This window comes from Halopseudomonas litoralis, from assembly GCF_900105005.1.
Taxonomy (GTDB): domain Bacteria; phylum Pseudomonadota; class Gammaproteobacteria; order Pseudomonadales; family Pseudomonadaceae; genus Halopseudomonas; species Halopseudomonas litoralis.
This window is the reverse complement of the sequence record NZ_LT629748.1, coordinates 1,736,732-1,750,237: the sequence shown is the minus strand read 5'-3', so window position 1 is coordinate 1,750,237 and position 13,506 is coordinate 1,736,732. Positions and strand designations below refer to the sequence as shown.

The following is a 13,506-nucleotide window of genomic DNA, read 5'->3' as shown; positions in this document are numbered from 1 at the left end:
ATCAGTTCCGCTGTCTGGTTTTTATCGGCTGGCCTTCGGACAGCTTGCTGCCTCCGGCCACCACCACGGCTGCATCTGCCTCGAACGGACCAGTTACCTGGGCGCGGTCGGCTTCGATACCCTGCAACTGCACGGGTTGGCGGCGGGCATGCCCATCGACTGCCAGCCAGACATGATGCTGATCATCCGGCCCAGCTTGCAGTGCGGAGATCGGCAGCAGATAGCTATCATCCCGGGGCTCGGGGGCTGGGCGTTGCAGGCTTACGCGCATTGCCATGCCTGGCAGCAGGTTGTAATCCGCGGGGGGGTTGCCACGCAGAACCAGCCGGTAGGTTCTGGCCCCGTCCCGGGGTTGAGTGCTGTGTTCGCGGTACTCCAGTGGCAGCGTCACTTCATCGGCGAGCACCAGTTGGCCCTGCGCTTTCAGCTCGGGCCCGAGCGGCACGGTCAGCGCTGCGCTCTCGGGCAGATCGACGCTGACTTCGATGTGCTGGTTATCCTGCATGCGCAGAATGGGCGTGCCGGCATCCACCACCATATCGGGCTCAACCAGGCGTTGGGCCACGACACCGTCGAAAGGAGCCGTCAGCTGGCCATACTCGATCTGCCGCGCGGCGGTGTCGCGCGCCACCTGGGCTGATACCAGGGCAGCTTCCAGGGGTTCGATGGCAGCGGGTGCGAGTATGCCCTCGGCGAGCAATTTGCGCTTGCGTACCAGGTCCGCATGCAACTGCTGTTGCCGGGCGGATGCATCACGCAACTGCAATTCGTAATCGGTGGTATCCAGATCGGCCAGTGCCTGGCCACGGGTTACCCGCGTGCCCTCATCGACCAGGATACGTTCAACCCGACCGGCTACCTGAAATGCCAGCTGTGTGGTTGTGACGCTTTCCACTACGCCGGCAAAGCGCAGGGTCTGCGGTCCCGGGTGGGCTTCCTGCACGTTTTCGACAAGGACAATACGCGGCGGGGGCGGGGCGGGTTCTTCGTCGTTGCCGCAGCCGGAGAGCGTGACAACAACCGTACAGCACAGGCATGCCAGCCAGGCGGGCGCGGACGGACGAAAAGCGGACGGTGATGGCATTCATACTCCTGCGCTTTGAGCGGTAACGGAACCGCGACGGGTGGTCATGTTGCATTGAAATCGAAGGGGCAATAACGGTTTTCCGTTTCGGTTTGGTTTCCAGATAGAGTTCTGTCCGTCGGGTGAGTTCAGCCTGATGGCCATCTGGGAGTAATTCGAGACGCAGCAAGCCAGCGAAACGGGTGAGACAACAAAGGTTATAAAAATATATCGAGACACATGTTGTTTTTGTTTGCTCTACGGCATAGAGTTCTTTACAAATAAAAACAAAGGACCCCGTTGCAATGAGGCCAACAGCCGAAGAAGCCGCTCAGGCGCTGCGTGATATCGCGCTGATCAAACATCGTGCCGCCGGATTCCAGGACTACCAGGCGGAGTCCGGACAATTGATTCTATGGGGGCCGGCGAAGAGGTTCCCGCTGTTGCCTGGCGTTACCTTGCCGTTATTGCCGCCATATTGCTGTTCTGTCTGGCGCTGAATATCATCTTCTGGCCGCTCACACCCGAGCAGGGCGCCATGCTGGCGCCCATGTTGTTGTCGGTGCTGTATATCCTGCGCGGCATTCAGTTGCGCCCACGCTACATGATCATCGGTCTGGTGCTGGGGGCTCTGTGCCTCGGCGGCTACGTATTCCTGCTGCCAGTATTCTGGCCCTGGATGATCCTGGCCTGCGGGGGAACACTGATTCTCTCCGGCCTGTGGCTCAGGAGGCTGTGAATGCAGACGCCCGATGAAATCATTCACCAGCCGGTCAGGCTGAAGATCATGGCAGCCCTCAATACGCTCCAGGCTGGAAAGTGGCTCGAGTTCGTCGCCTTGCGCGCGATCGTCAAAGCCACCGACGGCAACCTCGGCGCGCATCTGCTGACTTTGGAAACGGCCGGTTATGTGCTGGTGAAGAAAGACTTCGCCGGTCGCAAACCGCGCACCCGGGTGTGCCTCAGCCGCGCAGGTCGAGAGGCCTTCAGCCGTTATGTCACCGCACTGCATGCGATTCTCGAACCACAAATAACAACAAAGTGAGGTTTATATGGATATCAACACGCTTCGATCACGAGTTGGCCGCTGGCAGGCAAAGCTGCGGCTGGCAATGTTGCTGGCATTGCTGGGCATTACCGGCCTGAGCGCCAGTCTGGTATTGGCCCAGGCGGACCCTGAGTCGACCGCCACTGCGCCGCAGCCGGCGATAACTGGCGCCGCGTCGCCAACTGCTACCGAAGCGACTGTTTTCGGGGAAGTTACCGGGCTGACCGGTGAGCGCTTCGGCGTCCGGGAAATGTTTACCCAGGCCGATGTGGTAGTGAAGTCGGTCATGGTGTTCCTGGTGTTCTGCTCGCTGCTGACCTGGGCCATCCTGTTCGAAAAGCTGCAGCGCCGTTGGCCGCATGTGGCAGGCATCACAGGCCGAAATGAAGCATTTCGACCAACACCGTGGCAGCAATGTCAGCGCTGATCAGATCAACCGTTTGCTGCAACGCATGTCGCTGACCGCCAGCATAGTGCAGGAGGGCGACCTGGCCCGGCTCGGTGGGATGATGGGGGTGCTCGCGACCATAGGCGCAACGGCGCCCTTCATCGGTCTGTTCGGAACGGTATGGGGCATTCTCAACAGCTTCGCCGGGATCGCCACCATGAAATCCGCCAGTCTCGCGGTTGTCGCGCCCGGGATTGCCGAAGCATTGCTGGCCACGGCGCTGGGTCTGTTTGCGGCGATACCGGCGGTGATGATCTTCAACAAGTTCGCCCGTGACATCAACGGTTTCGTTGGCGCACTGGATAACTTCTCCGCCGAGCTCTTGGCATCGGTTTCCCGGCAGATGGATGAGGCGCACTGATCATGGCCATTCAGCTTGATTCCGGGCCGACGGTCAAACGGCACAGTTACCAGCAGAATGCGGAAATGAACATCACACCGTTCGTCGATGTGATGCTGGTGTTGCTGATCATCTTCATGGTGGCCGCGCCACTGGCGACCGTGGACGTGCCGGTGGACCTGCCGAGCAACGCATCGGCGGCCAACACGCCACCGACCGATCCCATCTATATCAGCGTACAGGCGAACGGCGGGCTGTTTGTTCAGGAACAGCCGGTCGCACTCGAACAGCTGGCGGCCTTGACCCACGGTGCAACGGGAGAACGGCGCGACACCCGGTTATTCCTGCGCGGCGATCAGGCGGTGGAATACGGCACCTTGATGCGGGTGATGAATCTGTTGCAGAAGGCCGGGTACTCGCATATCAGCCTGGTCGCCTCGGAAGAGTTGGAGCCCTGATGAAACGCAACGGCGAATCCCTCCAGCGGGCATGGCCGGTGCGCTTGCTGGTTATCGGTCTATCGGTGGCGCTGCATGCCGCGCTGATCGTCTGGTTGATGGGCAGCCGGTTCAGCCATCCGGTGATGCAACATTCAGATGTGGTGGCCGTTGAACTGGTGCAATTGCCTCCCGAACCAGAACCAGAGCCAGAACCAGAGCCAGAGTCTGAGCCAGAGCCAGAGCCAGAGCCAGAGTCTGAGCCAGAGCCAGAGCCAGAGCCAGAGCCAGAGTCTGAGTCTGAGCCAGAGCCTGAGCCCGAACCCGAGCCCGAGCCCGCCCCGGAACCGCCCAGGCCGGTGGTACGCAAGCCGCCACCGCGTGCGCCGACCCCGCCGAAGCCGGCCGGTCCGCCGGTGCATTCGTTCGGTGCCAATCAGGACTGGGCCGCGCCCACCCCCGCGCCGGTGGAAAGCCCGGTCGCTACACGGGGGCGACCAGTGCCGTCCGCCTATGCCGACACGGTGAAGAACCGGGTAATCGCCAACCTCAAGCGCCCGGAAGGGTCGGTGTACAAACCGCCGCCTGGATACAAAGGTGACCCCAACGATTTCAAACGCCAGTGCTACATCCCCTACGAGATCACGGTGAATGCAGACGGCCGCATGATCAGCTATGAAATCGATCGTTGTGGCGATGAGTTGCTGGACGCCGCCGCGGAACAGGCTGTGCGCAATGCTGGCCCGTTCCCGCCGCCGCCCAATCAGGGTGCGGGCAGCTACATCATTTATGGCACGGCCATATTCATTAACTGATTCCAGGAAAGGAGCACATCATGCCGGTAAAAGCGCTGTCCCCCTTCGGGCTGCTGGTCATCGCCGCGCTGCTGGCCGGCTGCGCGGCCCCGGTGCCGCCCAAGCCGCCACTCGATACCACGCCGAAGGCGCGCCAACCATTGCCCTCGACCAAGGCCAGTTTCGCCTGCGGTGGTGCCTTGCCTGCGGTACATCGCCAGATATGTGCGGCTGACGCGCTGGCGCAGTTGGACAAGGATCTGGTCGCCCGCCAACACCGACTACAGCAGGAGCTGGATCTCACCGGCAGCCTGTTGCTGGCCGCCAACCATCGCCAATGGCTGTTGAGCCGGGGCGAATTGTGCGGTATCGACACGGATGCGGAACCTGACGCGCAGGCTCAGGCCTGCCTGACCGCCATGTATCGTCAGCGCAGTGGCGAGCTGGCCCGCTGGCAGCCAGTCGAACCAACAGCCGGTGGTACTCACGCCCTGGCCAGCTATGCTGAATACCGGCTGATGGACAACCGTGCCGGCGCCATGTGCGAACAACTCGGTCAGAAACTGAACCGCGATCTGCGCAGCAAGGGTATGCCGTCTCCCGCACGATTGCCCGGCATCCGTCTGCTGGCTGGCAGCCATGCGCCGGCTGCTACTGCCAGCGTGGACGGCCAGCAAGTGAAGGTCGATCTCTACAATGCAGGGCTGTACGCGGGCTACCAGATGCGGGCCAGTGGTCTGAGCATCAATGGCCAGCCAGTCATGGACGACGCCACCTTGCCACGCTGGGTGGCCGAACAACCCAACTACGGCGGACGTGCCCATGCATCCTCGTCGCAAACCGGCGACTATGGCTCCATTGATGTCTTCCGTCGGGGCGAGGGCGCCTACGTACTGGTCAACGAAACCTGGGGGTTCCATTCGCCTGCCGCCCGTGGTGAATCCGCCTATGCCGGACTTTATGGATTGAATGGCGCGACGCTGCAGCCGCTGTGCCTGTATCAGACCTATCTGACCCCGCCGCGCACCAACACGCTGGCGGGGCTTGCCGCCTATTCCAGCCTGGAGGTCGAGCTGGATGGCATCGCCGGTGATCCACTGCCGGCCATGGCCCAGCATGAACGCCGTGATCGTTTTCAGGCATGGAAAGAGCTGCAATGGACGCTGCTCAATCTGCCGCTGCTGGGTGCCGACTCGCTTGCCCGTTATGGTCGCGAGGCTGCGCTGCGTCAGCGCCATGATCTGGCTCTGGATGCTCTGTTCGACTGGTCCGAACGTAACCTGACCAACAAGCAGGTGTATCGCCGGGTAATGCCGATGCTGCAACCGGCATGGCAGGAGTTGCGGCAGATGTTCCTTGGACAGGGTCTGAATGACGTGGAAGCGACGTCGGCAGCTGATCTGCTGCTGCATGAGACTCTGGCTCGCAGTATGGAAAACCTGACCCCTCCCGCACAGCCTGTGTCCTTGCCGCTGCCTGCCCACGCGCGCTATCAGTCTCGTTTTGCCGTCGCGCCGTTAGCGGGTGATCTGGAGCGCGGACGACACTTCAGCACCCTGCACAGCGTGTTGATGAATAACGGCCCCACGCATGTCGTACGGGATTTCATCGCCTACGAAACCGGCGCACTCGGTGAGCAGCGCGGACTCGGGCCGGACAATTCGCCGGCGACCATGGCTGCGGTCCTGCGCCCGGACAATCTGCAACTGTTGCTTGATGCTGGCTTTGCCGCAGACCAGGCCAACCGCTGGGGCAAGACAGCTCTGATGGCCGCTGCCGAACAGAATCAGCCTGAAAGCGTGCGGCTACTTCTGGCTCGGGGCGCGGATGTACACCGGCGTACCCGCCAGTTGGGCGATGTCGGCGTAGGCGGGCCGGAGCGGCGTCAGGCCGGGCAGGGCAGACAGACGGCATTGCTGTTGGCGTCGTCCGGAGCGGGCGCCGAGGTTATCCAGTTGCTGCTCGATGCCGGCGCGGCGCGGCAGGCATGGGACGGCTATGACAGGGATGTCTGCCAGAGGCTGAAGGCCAATGCAGTACTCGCAAACGCTGATCGTGAGCAGCTGCGCGGGCCCGTCTGCGCCGCCTATGCAATGCTGCCGGCGGCGGAGCGGCCACCGGTTGACTTGCGTAAAGGCGATGTGTTGCAGCATCAGGCTGACGGCGCGGAATACCGCATCAGTCTCAAGCAGCGTCCGGCGGCAATGCTGTTCAGCCGCCCACTGGAAAGCAGCCCTGTTGATCTCGACAGGCAGCTGCGCTCGTTGGCCATAAAGATCGGCACCGCGGCGGTGCGCCGCGGTGGCATGCAGCTGACCGGGCCGCTGACACTGCATGTCCCCGATATGGCAGGTAATTCGGCCAGCTCGTTGAGGATGAACGTCGGTTTCCCGGTCGCGGCCAATGGCGGGCACGTAAGTGGGTACGCGTTGCTCAACCAGCCTGCGACCACAGTGCTGAGTGTCATTTTCGACAGCGAGCGCAATGATGCCGCCGGCACCTGGCGCGCGCTCTATGAAGCCGCCCAGGCGCAGAATCTGACACCAGCCAATGAGGGATATATCGTGTTGCATACCCGTGGACGGCGGGCCACCGAGTACCAGTTGGTTGTGACCGATTAACGCTGCCTCCCGGCCCGCTGCTAGAATGACCGCTATCAAAGGCAAACATGGCGGAGCAGGGTGAAGACAGCTACCTGGAAGGTGGGGCTGGTGATCTGTGCGCTGGTGATGCTGGCCGGATGTGCTATCTCATTACCGCAACAGCATCTCCCGCCCAGCTATGCCACGGCGCCGGATCTGGATTCTGAAATCGGCCGTTACGTCCAGGACCATCAGCCAGAGGACAGTGCCGGGTTGTCCGGTTTCACCCTGGTGCAGACGGGAACCGATGCGCTCGCCGCACGGTTGGCAATGATCGATCGGGCCGAACACAGCCTGGACCTGCAATATTACATCTATCGTGGTGATGTCACCGGCGGCTTGATCGCCGAGCGCTTGCTCGACGCGGCCGATCGGGGTGTGCGCGTGCGTCTGCTGCTGGATGATATCGGCAGCGGCCTGCGTGATTTTGACGTCGCTACGCTCAATCATCATCCACGCATCCAGGTGAAACTGTTCAACCCCGTTACGCTGCGTGGCAAGGTGCTGAAGTACTTCAGCAAGATCGGTGAGTTCGGACGTATCAACTATCGCATGCACAATAAGCTGATGGTGGTTGATAGCCAGATGTTCATCACCGGTGGCCGTAATATCGGCGATGAGTATTTCTCGCTCAGTGCCATGGATTTCCAGGATATCGATATTCTCGGCATGGGCCGGATCACTCGGGATGTGGCGCGCAGCTTCGATGATTATTGGAATGCCAATGAGTCGGTGCCGGTCGAAAGCATGTTCCGCCGCACAGGCAAGAAAGCCGGTGCCAGGCTGCGTGCGCAGCTCGAGGCTCTGCGCGAACGACATGCCGGCAGCGATTACCTGCAGGCAGTGGCCGAATCACCTTTCGCCCAGGCACTGCATGATGATCGGATCAATTGGCACTGGGGCACTGCAGAGTGGTTGACCGATCCGCCCACCAAGGCCGATCCCGGGCATGTCACCAATCAGATGCCAATCCTCGCGCGCAAGCTGGCCATGCATGCGCGCGCGAGTGAGAAGGAGCTGCTGCTGATGTCGGCCTATTTCATCCCCGGTTCCAGCGGTCAGGTGTTTCTGCTCGACATGGTGGAGCACGGAGTGGAGGTGGGGGTGTTGACCAACTCACTGGCAACCACTGACGTACTTGCCGTGCACAGTGGCTATGCCAGCTACCGCAAGCCGTTGCTCAAAGGCGGTGTACGGATATGGGAACTGCGCGTCCAGGCGGCCCAGCAGGAGCGGACCAGTGCCTTTCTCGGGGAATCCCTGGCAAGTCTGCATGCCAAGGCGTTCGTATTTGATCGCCAGAAAGTCTTTGTCGGCTCGGTCAATCTCGATCCGCGCTCGATTGTGCTCAATACCGAGGCTGGCGTGCTGGTGCATCAGCCCGCACTCGCGATCGAACTGGCCAACCTGTTCAATCATTGGACCTCCAACGACTTCGCCTTCGAATTGCAGCTGAGCGACAGCGACGAAATTCGCTGGACGACCGCCGAAAAGACTTGGACCAGCGAGCCCCATGCCAGTCGCTTCCGCCGCGCTGCTGCGTGGATGCTGGGCTGGCTGCCGATCGAAGGGCAGCTCTGAATCGCGCCTCTCTTGCATGCAAGTCGGATCAAGGTAGCGACCTTAAACGCTGGACAGCCCGGGATTTTGCAAGTAATGTCACCGCGACATTGAAATACAGGCGGATAGCCATGATCGTTTCCTCAAGCGCGTCTGTGGTCTTCAGTCTTTCCCTTTGGTTGTATGCCCCCTCTCTCGGCATCGTTGTATCCATTAAGGAAGTATAGTTTTTTATGACGGATCATATCTGCTCCATGGGCTGTAGCCCCCTCTCACCGTTTTTTTGCTGCTTCGCTGATACCCACGCCGGTAACTGATCAATCGGCACGGGGACATCCGTTCGCGCGCGCCTGTTCGAAGGAAACAAGATGACTTTGCGTACCTACTGGGCCTTCCTATTGGTCCTGTCGAGTATCGTTCTGGGTGGTTGCCAGACACTCGCACCTGAACAAAAGAAAGCTGATTTCAACGTACTGTATGAAGCCGGGGACTATCGCGCTGCGGCGGACGCAGCGGTAATCGCCAGTACCCAGGGCATGTTCGGCCAGCGAGCGAAGCCGGAGTTGTTGTGGTCGCTTCAGGCCGGAGCCGCATTAACTGCCTCCGGTGATTTCGCCACGAGCAACAGCGTATTGGACGCCGCAGAGGAACTGGCAAAGGTCGAAGATACAGAAAGCCTGGGGCGCAAAGGAGTGGAAATGCTCACTACCACGCTGGTGAACAACAATCTCAACCGTTATTCCCCCAGTGTGTATGACGGCGTAATGATCAATACCTACAAGGCGCTGAACAATATATTTCTGCAGGACCATTCCAGCGCACGTATTGAATTCAACCGCGCGGCAGATCGGCAGCGGCGGGCGGAAGAGCATTTCAGTACTCGCATCAAGGCCCAGCAGCTGAAAAAGGCGAAGAGCCAGGAGCAAGAGGATGCGGATGCGGATGCGGCCGCATCGCCCCTGAATATGGCGAAAAGTCAGGAGGAGGCGGAAAAGTCCATCTATGAGTCCTACCCGGAGCTGCAGAACTGGGAGGTCTACCCGAACTTCGTCAACCCTTATACCGATTATCTTCACGGGTTGTTCTTTCTGCTGGCCAGCCAGGATCGTGACGATTACGGGAAGGCACGGGACTCCCTGCGTCGAGTAGCCGGCATGAATCCGAATAACCCAGCCGTAAGAACCGATCTGATGGTGGTCGACAAGCTGATTCGCGGGCAGTGGAAAAAGCAGAACCTGAACCCCGCGGTCTGGGTGATCTTCGAGAACGGTCTTGGCCCCGACATCGAAGAGCTATTGGTGCCGATCCCTCTGTACCTGGTGAGCGACAAGGTTGAATACTCGCAGATTGCCTTGCCGAGATTGAGAACCCGCGACCAGGCCTACACCCATCTGGATCTATATGCAGGCAAGCGCAAGCTAGGCAGCACTGCACCGCTGGCTGATATCGATCGTGTTGTGCAAACGGAATTCCAGGCGGAGTTCCCATACCGCGTAACCGAAGCCGTCATGAGCACGCTCGCCAAAGGACTCATTCAATACAAAGCCAGAGAGCAGGCTGGGCTGGCGGGGGCGTTGATTGCCGGAGTCTACCAGGCCACCACCAGTCGAGCGGATACCCGAATCTGGTCAGCCCTGCCCAAGGACGTACAGGTTGCCAGGCTGCGGCCGCCGGCTGATCGAAAATTGACGGTCTCCGGCCCTGGGATGACTACGCCGCTATCGATCGAGCTGCCCGATACCCAATTCACCATCGTCTATATCAAAGCGACTGCAGCCGGCACGGCACCCGTGTTTCAGGTCGCGAGCTATTAATTCAGGAGTCTTTAATGAAGTACACCGGAAAACCCACCATGATCCGTTCGGCCTGCCTTGCCGCGGCCCTGTTACTCACTGTCGGTTGCGCCCCGCAAACTCAGCTTCTGTCATCCTCCAGTGCTGACCGCCCGGTCACGATGGGGCTGAGCGCCGCTGACTTCGAACAGGCCGCCGCCGCCGCTACCCAGTCGCTTCTGGCTTCCGGCGCAGTCGATCGGAGTGATGGCAAGAAGCATGTAATGGTGGTTTCAACGATCCTGAACGACACCATGCAACGTATCGACACCGACCAACTGGTCAAGAAGATCCGGGTCGAGTTGTTGCAGAGCGGCAAGGTTCAGGTTACTACCGCGATTGGCCTGAACGGCGCCGAGGATCAGATGAATACCGCATTTTCCGAACTCAGTCAGTCACGCAAGGTGGATCGCTCGACGCTGGTAAGGCAGCAGCTGGCTGCACCCGATATGAGCCTGTCCGGCAAGATCCTGCAGCGCAATAACCGGATCGATAACCGCAAGCAGCTGGTTGAATATTACTTTCAGCTGACCTTGAGCGATCTGCGCAACGGCCTCGCCGTATGGGAAGGCGAAGAGCAGATCAGCAAAATGGGCAGTAACAAGGGCACCTCCTGGTAAGGGAATACGACTATGAAAATTTTTTTTGGCAAGACTCTCATCGCGTTTGCAATAGCTGGCGCCGGCTTCAACAGTGTCCAGGCCCAACAGGTACCGGCCGACGAGCCGGTCATGAATGAACAACAACTGGATCAAGCTGCCGGGCAGATCGCAGCAGCGGCGCAGCCGCAGGTCAGCGATCCGGGACTGGATCTGGCACAACTGATACAGGATTTCGAAGCCTCGCCCCAGGGGCGTGCCTTTGTAGACAACGACTCGCTGTTCTACACCGTTGCCACGGCCACCGTCATGGTGAAACCGGAAAGCCGGGAGTGGGGTAACGCCAGGGTGATGGCCTATAAGGAAGCAATGATCGAGGCTCAGGCCAATTACATTCGTTTTCTGGGCCTGAGCGTGAAAACCGAGAGCGTGAAGAAGATGTTCTCTGACCCCTCGAATATGCCTTCCTTCAGCGCTGGAGATTTACGCTCGGCAAACAAGCTGGCGGCGTTGTTTGACAAGGCGGTTGCGGTTGCCGGTGGCAAACTGGATCAGCAACTGGATGAGATGGGTATCAATCCTGAGGAATTCCGCGCAGCACCCGCAGAAAAACGGGCCAAGCTGTTCGAGCGCTCGGTTGCGCAAACTACTGTTTCCCGGGGAAGGGGTGATCTGACTGGCATCATTCCGGTCAAGACGTTCGAAGCTTTCAATGAGCAGGGCGACCATGCGGTGGCCGTCGCGGTGGTGGCTTCACCGCGTTTTCGTCAGTTTGTTCATGATGTGATCGAAAGCAAAGGCGATGTTGCTGCTGATCCGAGCAAGGCCAGCGCCCAGCCACTGCGCGATCTGCTGCGTGCCAACCCATTGGCGCTGATTGACGATTTCGGTATCCGACGCATGTACGACGAGCAGGGATATCCAGTGCTGATCTCCTTCGGCCAGTCGAGCAACCCGTACCGCGGTAGTGATTTTCAGCAACGGGCTGATAACCGAGAGTTGTCATTCATCTCTGCGCGTGCGGAAAGCTTTGCCAACTTTGCCAACCTGTTCAAGGCCAGCGGCATGGTCAACGAAGCTGTCACGCAGCGCACCAACCGAACCAACACCGGCGTGGCTATTGCTGAGGGTCAGGATGTGACCCTGAGTGAGGAGGCCACCACTGAAATCGTGCGCACCATAAACAACGAAATCAGTAGCCGCGGCAGCGTCTCCGACCTTGCCGGCACTCGGGAACTGTTCCGCTGGACCCAGAACCACCCCATGCACGGCCATGAGATCAATGGCGTGGTCTTTATCTGGCATCCTCGATCCGAGCAACAGGCCAGGTCGTTGCGCAACTTCAAACCGCAGCAGACTCAACAGGCAACGCAGCAGCGACCGCGTACCACAGGGCAGGGCGGTACCAGCCAAAGTCGCGATTTGATGTCAGCTGATGACTTCTGAGGGGGCGACCATGCAACGCTTGATCAAAACTGCTCTGACAGCAATATTGCTGCTGTCCAGCGCACTGGTGCTGGCGGCAGAGCAGGCTGTGGATGCCACCGGGTATGGAGCAAACCGCACCCTGGCCATAACGGACGCGCTGGTACAGGGACTGCGCCAGGTAACGGGTGTCAGTATTGAAAGCCGGGAGGTCTTGCAGTCCATTTCCGGTCGTCAGAGCGTCAGCTCCGGCGAGGAGGTCACGCATACTTCAAGTTTTGAGGTGGCCCGTGAGGGGGCGCTCAATCTGCAGACCGGCGGGGTTGTTTCCCGCTACGACGTGATTGACGTCCAGCCCGAGGGTGATGGCAGCTTCCGCGCGGACGTCAGGGTTCATGTTGCGCGTTATGAGCGTCCCGGGCTCCCCACTGACAGCCGGCGCACGCTGGCGGTCATGCCGTTTCATTACAACAGCCGCAGCTTCTCGTTGCTGGGGGACAGCACGCCTGCGTCCCGTATCGAATCCGAGTTGCGTAACAAGATAATCGATCAATTCACCCAGTCCCGCAGGATGAACGTGCTTGATCGTGAGTTCGGTGACGAGTTTCAGCAAGAGAAGGCTCTCTGGGTCGGCGATGACAGCGCGCTGACCGAACAGGCGAGAGCCGGGAATGTGCTGGGGGCGGATTACATAGTGGTCGGTCATATCCGGGATGTTCGCAGTACCCGTTCAACACGCACCTTGCAGCTGACGGGCGAAACCATCACCACCTATACTGGTTCGGCGCAACTGGACTACAAGATCATTCTGGCACCGACCCGGCAGGTGAAATGGTCTGATTCGGTAGCCCTGAGGTTCGGTGACCGTGATATTCGTTCGATGCTCAGCAAATACGGCTCATCCCAGGCCGGCATCACCTCGCTGTTGGCGGAAGAGCTGGTGCAGGCTGCGCTGGCGAATATCTATCCGATGCGGGTGGTGGCGGTCAATGGCGCGACTGTGGTCCTCAACCAGGGCGGCAAGACGATGAATGTCGGAGATAAACTGAGCGTTTTCTTTCTGGGCGAGGAAATGTTCGACCCTTACACCCATGAGTCTCTGGGACAATTGGAAGAAAAAGTCGCGGATATTCAGGTCGTCAGAGTCAATGCCAAAACCACCTACGCCAAGGTAGTTGGCGGCGACGCCGCACTCGTTGGCAATGGCGCAATCGTTCGCCGCTGATTGTGCCGAACGCGAGTTGCGGCTCGCGTTCATCCCCTCTGTACCTGTTTCCCGTGTTTGGCGTAGGATGAACCCGAATTTCCCTTGCAGATC

Annotated in this window: 13 protein-coding genes; 12 read left to right on the top strand and 1 reads right to left on the bottom strand. The window is 59.8% G+C overall.

The window, feature by feature from the left end:
- Position 1: 1 nt before the first annotated feature.
- Positions 2-1,084: an efflux RND transporter periplasmic adaptor subunit gene (locus BLU11_RS08505; protein WP_090272941.1), complete on the bottom strand. Its 1,083-nt coding sequence runs from the start codon at positions 1,082-1,084 to the stop codon at positions 2-4.
- 394 nt (positions 1,085-1,478) lie between these two features.
- Here BLU11_RS08505 and BLU11_RS08500 point away from each other — a divergent pair, with 394 nt between their 5' ends.
- The 12 genes from BLU11_RS08500 (at position 1,479) to BLU11_RS08440 (ending at position 13,413) form a co-directional block, all read left to right on the top strand.
- Entirely contained in the window at positions 1,479-1,802 is a 324-nt protein-coding gene (locus BLU11_RS08500) for a hypothetical protein (protein WP_090272940.1), read from the top strand.
- Positions 1,803-2,108 carry a winged helix-turn-helix domain-containing protein gene (locus BLU11_RS08495; RefSeq protein ID WP_090272939.1) on the top strand — a complete coding sequence of 102 codons (306 nt, stop codon included), beginning with the start codon at positions 1,803-1,805 and terminating at the stop codon, positions 2,106-2,108.
- Between the two features lie 7 nt (positions 2,109-2,115).
- Positions 2,116-2,538 (top strand): hypothetical protein, encoded by a 423-nt coding sequence (locus BLU11_RS08490; protein WP_090272938.1) that lies wholly within the window; start codon positions 2,116-2,118, stop codon positions 2,536-2,538.
- Positions 2,495-2,920 carry a MotA/TolQ/ExbB proton channel family protein gene (locus tag BLU11_RS08485; protein ID WP_407920230.1) on the top strand — a complete coding sequence of 142 codons (426 nt, stop codon included), beginning with the start codon at positions 2,495-2,497 and terminating at the stop codon, positions 2,918-2,920. Before BLU11_RS08490 ends, BLU11_RS08485 begins: the two co-directional genes overlap by 44 nt.
- A gap of 2 nt (positions 2,921-2,922) precedes the next feature.
- A complete protein-coding gene (locus BLU11_RS08480; protein ID WP_090272936.1) occupies positions 2,923-3,357 on the top strand; it encodes a biopolymer transporter ExbD in 435 nt (144 codons plus the stop codon).
- The gene (locus BLU11_RS19255) at positions 3,357-4,151 is read left to right on the top strand and encodes a TonB family protein (protein WP_157718640.1); all 795 of its coding nucleotides are present in this window, start codon (positions 3,357-3,359) and stop codon (positions 4,149-4,151) included. Before BLU11_RS08480 ends, BLU11_RS19255 begins: the two co-directional genes overlap by 1 nt.
- A 20-nt stretch (positions 4,152-4,171) precedes the next feature.
- Positions 4,172-6,751: an ankyrin repeat domain-containing protein gene (locus tag BLU11_RS08465; RefSeq protein WP_090272933.1), complete on the top strand. Its 2,580-nt coding sequence runs from the start codon at positions 4,172-4,174 to the stop codon at positions 6,749-6,751.
- Between the two features lie 60 nt (positions 6,752-6,811).
- On the top strand, positions 6,812-8,353 hold the full coding sequence (locus BLU11_RS08460) for a phospholipase D family protein (RefSeq protein ID WP_090272932.1): 1,542 nt from the start codon (positions 6,812-6,814) through the stop codon (positions 8,351-8,353).
- A gap of 347 nt (positions 8,354-8,700) precedes the next feature.
- Positions 8,701-10,146 carry a COG3014 family protein gene (locus BLU11_RS08455; protein ID WP_090272931.1) on the top strand — a complete coding sequence of 482 codons (1,446 nt, stop codon included), beginning with the start codon at positions 8,701-8,703 and terminating at the stop codon, positions 10,144-10,146.
- 14 nt (positions 10,147-10,160) lie between these two features.
- Positions 10,161-10,784, top strand: coding sequence for a penicillin-binding protein activator LpoB (gene lpoB / locus BLU11_RS08450; RefSeq protein ID WP_197674264.1), 624 nt, complete (start codon positions 10,161-10,163; stop codon positions 10,782-10,784).
- Between the two features lie 12 nt (positions 10,785-10,796).
- The gene (locus BLU11_RS08445; protein WP_090272930.1) at positions 10,797-12,209 is read left to right on the top strand and encodes a DUF6844 domain-containing protein; all 1,413 of its coding nucleotides are present in this window, start codon (positions 10,797-10,799) and stop codon (positions 12,207-12,209) included.
- A 10-nt stretch (positions 12,210-12,219) separates the two neighbouring features.
- Entirely contained in the window at positions 12,220-13,413 is a 1,194-nt protein-coding gene (locus BLU11_RS08440) for a hypothetical protein (protein ID WP_090272929.1), read from the top strand.
- Positions 13,414-13,506 lie beyond the last annotated feature (93 nt).

Coding starts and splice junctions, on each gene's coding strand:
- BLU11_RS08485 (WP_407920230.1), top strand. CDS start 2,495: ATGAAGCATTTCGACCAACACCGTGGCAGCAATGTCAGCGCTGATCAG.
- BLU11_RS08505 (WP_090272941.1), bottom strand. CDS start 1,084: ATGCCATCACCGTCCGCTTTTCGTCCGTCCGCGCCCGCCTGGCTGGCA.
- BLU11_RS08500 (WP_090272940.1), top strand. CDS start 1,479: ATGGGGGCCGGCGAAGAGGTTCCCGCTGTTGCCTGGCGTTACCTTGCC.
- lpoB (WP_197674264.1), top strand. CDS start 10,161: ATGAAGTACACCGGAAAACCCACCATGATCCGTTCGGCCTGCCTTGCC.
- BLU11_RS08440 (WP_090272929.1), top strand. CDS start 12,220: ATGCAACGCTTGATCAAAACTGCTCTGACAGCAATATTGCTGCTGTCC.
- BLU11_RS08455 (WP_090272931.1), top strand. CDS start 8,701: ATGACTTTGCGTACCTACTGGGCCTTCCTATTGGTCCTGTCGAGTATC.
- BLU11_RS19255 (WP_157718640.1), top strand. CDS start 3,357: ATGAAACGCAACGGCGAATCCCTCCAGCGGGCATGGCCGGTGCGCTTG.
- BLU11_RS08495 (WP_090272939.1), top strand. CDS start 1,803: ATGCAGACGCCCGATGAAATCATTCACCAGCCGGTCAGGCTGAAGATC.
- BLU11_RS08465 (WP_090272933.1), top strand. CDS start 4,172: ATGCCGGTAAAAGCGCTGTCCCCCTTCGGGCTGCTGGTCATCGCCGCG.
- BLU11_RS08445 (WP_090272930.1), top strand. CDS start 10,797: ATGAAAATTTTTTTTGGCAAGACTCTCATCGCGTTTGCAATAGCTGGC.
- BLU11_RS08480 (WP_090272936.1), top strand. CDS start 2,923: ATGGCCATTCAGCTTGATTCCGGGCCGACGGTCAAACGGCACAGTTAC.
- BLU11_RS08490 (WP_090272938.1), top strand. CDS start 2,116: ATGGATATCAACACGCTTCGATCACGAGTTGGCCGCTGGCAGGCAAAG.